The sequence below is a fragment of the Pseudomonas sp. XP1 genome (assembly GCF_053557675.1).
Window position 1 is genome coordinate 45,638 of the sequence record NZ_JBNRIJ010000006.1, and the last position, 2,707, is coordinate 48,344.

Below are 2,707 nucleotides of genomic sequence, written 5' to 3' on the forward strand. Positions count from 1 at the left end.
ATTATCATCACGCCACTGTCGTAATCTGCCGGCCAACCCTATGCTACAGGCCTCCCGGCATGCACCGCCTGCTTGTCTTGCTGCTCTCCCTGCTACCGCTGGCGTCCCTGGCCGAGCCCGCTCACCTGCGCGTGCAAGGCTCCAACACCATCGGCGCGGCCTTGCTGCCGGCGCTGGTGCAAGGGCAATTGCGCGCACAGCAAGCTACCGCCATCGAACAATACCCGGGCAATCTGGCCAACGAGACTGTCATCACCGCGCGCGATACGCGTGGCCAGCCTTTGCGCATCGAAATCGCCGCACACGGTTCCAGCACCGGTTTCGTCGCCCTCGGCCATGGCGAGGCCGACCTGGCCGCCGCGTCACGGCCGATCAACGACAACGAAGCAAGCCAACTTCAGGCCTTGGGCGACCTGCGCGCCGCTGCCGCCGAACAAGTCATCGGCCTCGATGGCGTCGCCGTCATCGTTCACCCCGACAACCCGCTGCCACAGCTCACCACAGGGCAACTGGCACAAATTTTTGCCGGGCAGATCCAGCGCTGGGAGCAGTTGGGTGTTTCCGGCGGGGCCATCCACCTGTACGCCCGCGACGACCGCTCCGGTACCTTTGAGACTTTCAAGGCCCTGGTGCTGGAACCCCAGCACACCGAGCTTTCCCCCCAGGCCCAACGCTTCGAGTCCAGCGACGAACTGGCCGCGCGGGTAAGCACCGACCGCCAGGCCATCGGTTTCAGCAGCCTGGCGGCGGTGCATGGTGCCAAGGTGCTGGCGGTGGCCGAGGGTGACGCGCCGGCCATGCTGCCGGAGCGTGCACTGGTGGCCAGCGAGGACTACCCGCTATCGCGGCGCCTGTACTTCTACCTGCCGGCCAACCCCAAGCCCCAGGCCAAGGCCCTGGCCGATTTCGCCCAGAGCCCGGCGGGCCAGGTGATCGTCGCTGAGCAGGGTTTCGTTTCGCAGCAGATCAAGGCCCAACCTGTAGCTCCCCAGGCCGACATGCCGCCGCGCTATCGCACCTTGGTCCAGCAGGCACAGCGGTTGAGCGTTAACTTCCGCTTCCAGGAAGGCAGTGCCAGCCTCGACAACAAGGCCCTGCGCGATGTGCAGCGGGTGGCCGACTACCTGCGCCAAGCAGGCAAGTTGCAGCGCAAGGCGGTGCTGGTAGGCTTTGGCGACCCCAAGGAGACACCAGGCCGCGCCGCGCTGCTCTCCCGCCTGCGGGCCCAGGCGGTGCGCCGCGAGCTGGCGCGCGATGGCGTGGAGGTGCTGGAGGTGACGGGGATGGGGGATGACCTGCCAGTGGCAGGGAACGAGTTGGAGCAAGGGCGGCTGCGCAATCGCCGGGTGGAAGTGTGGGTGTATTGATCCGAAAGCGGCCCAGATCCCTGCAGGCCTTGCCTCGCAAAGAAATGTAACAGCTCCCCATTCGGCATCACCGGCAAACGGGTCTAGGCTCAAGCCCATGTGATACCGGGCCCCTCTGACGGCTGCCAGGCCGCCATGTCGGATCACTGTTGCCATGCAACGTCGACATTGAAGGAGGGGCTCATGACAGCTCTGCAGACATTCCTCACCACCCCGTTCCTCGGTACCAGCGCCTGGTTGTGGCTGGTGTTCATGGCCATCGTCATCGGTTTGCTGGTACTCGACCTCGGCGTGCTGCACCGCCACGACCGGGAAATCGAAATGCGCGAGAGCCTGCTGCTGTATTCGGGCTATTTCAGCGTCGGCGTACTGTTCGGCGTCGGGGTCTGGTACCAGTTGGGCGCGCAGTCTGCGCTTGAGTTCTACACCGGGTTCCTGGTCGAGCAGTCGCTGTCGATGGACAACGTGTTCGTCATGGCGATGATCTTCAGCTATTTCGCCATCCCCCGCCGCTACCAGCACCGCGTGCTGTTCTGGGGCATCCTCGGGGTGGTTTTCCTGCGGGCGATCATGATCGGCGTGGGCGCGGCGCTGGTGCAGAACTTCGCCTGGGTACTGTATATCTTCGGTGCCTTCCTGCTGTTTACCGGGGTCAAGATGGCGCTGTCGAAGGAGGACAGCCGCCCGGACCTGGCGAACAACCCGGTCCTGAAATTCGTGCGTCGGCACATGCGGGTCACCGAGCAGATCCACGGCTCGCACTTTTTCGTGCAGCAGACCCCGCCTGGGCAGCACAAGGCGCTACGCCATGCCACCCCGCTGTTCATGGCGCTGGTGCTGATCGAACTGGCCGACCTGGTGTTCGCAGTCGACAGCGTCCCGGCAATCTTCGCCATCACCCAGGACCCGTTCATCGTCTACACCTCGAACATCTTCGCCATCCTCGGCTTGCGCTCGCTGTACTTTGCGCTGGCGGCACTGATGCACCGGTTCGTTTACCTCAAGTACGCGCTGGCACTGGTGCTGATCTTCATTGGCTGCAAGATCTTCTACCACGGCATGGTGGGCAAGGTGCCGGCGTTGTTGTCGTTGGGGGTGACGTTCGGGTTGTTGCTGGGTGGGGTGGTTGTTTCGCTGGTCAAGACGCGGGGGGAGAAGCCGGAAATCGAGGGTGCTCAATCCAGACAGCCTTCGAATGCCGATCGCACAGTCAGCGAGAAGGAGGAAGACCCGCAGATGCGGGTCTGACCATCCAGAGTGAGCCTTCAAGGGCCTCTTCGCGGGCTTGCCCGCTCCCACAGGGACTGCGCACAGCTTGGAGGCGGCACAGTTCCTGTGGG

The 2,707-nt window shown here is 64.1% G+C and carries 2 protein-coding genes; both read left to right on the forward strand.

Features of this window, described 5'->3' with window-relative positions; translation table 11 throughout:
- The first annotated feature begins 59 nt into the window (after positions 1-59).
- The gene (locus ACK1U9_RS07725; RefSeq protein WP_085599274.1) at positions 60-1,367 is read left to right on the forward strand and encodes a substrate-binding domain-containing protein; all 1,308 of its coding nucleotides are present in this window, start codon (positions 60-62) and stop codon (positions 1,365-1,367) included.
- Positions 1,368-1,550: 183 nt separating this feature from the next.
- Positions 1,551-2,615 carry a TerC family protein gene (locus ACK1U9_RS07730; RefSeq protein WP_085599276.1) on the forward strand — a complete coding sequence of 355 codons (1,065 nt, stop codon included), beginning with the start codon at positions 1,551-1,553 and terminating at the stop codon, positions 2,613-2,615.
- Positions 2,616-2,707: the final 92 nt, after the last annotated feature.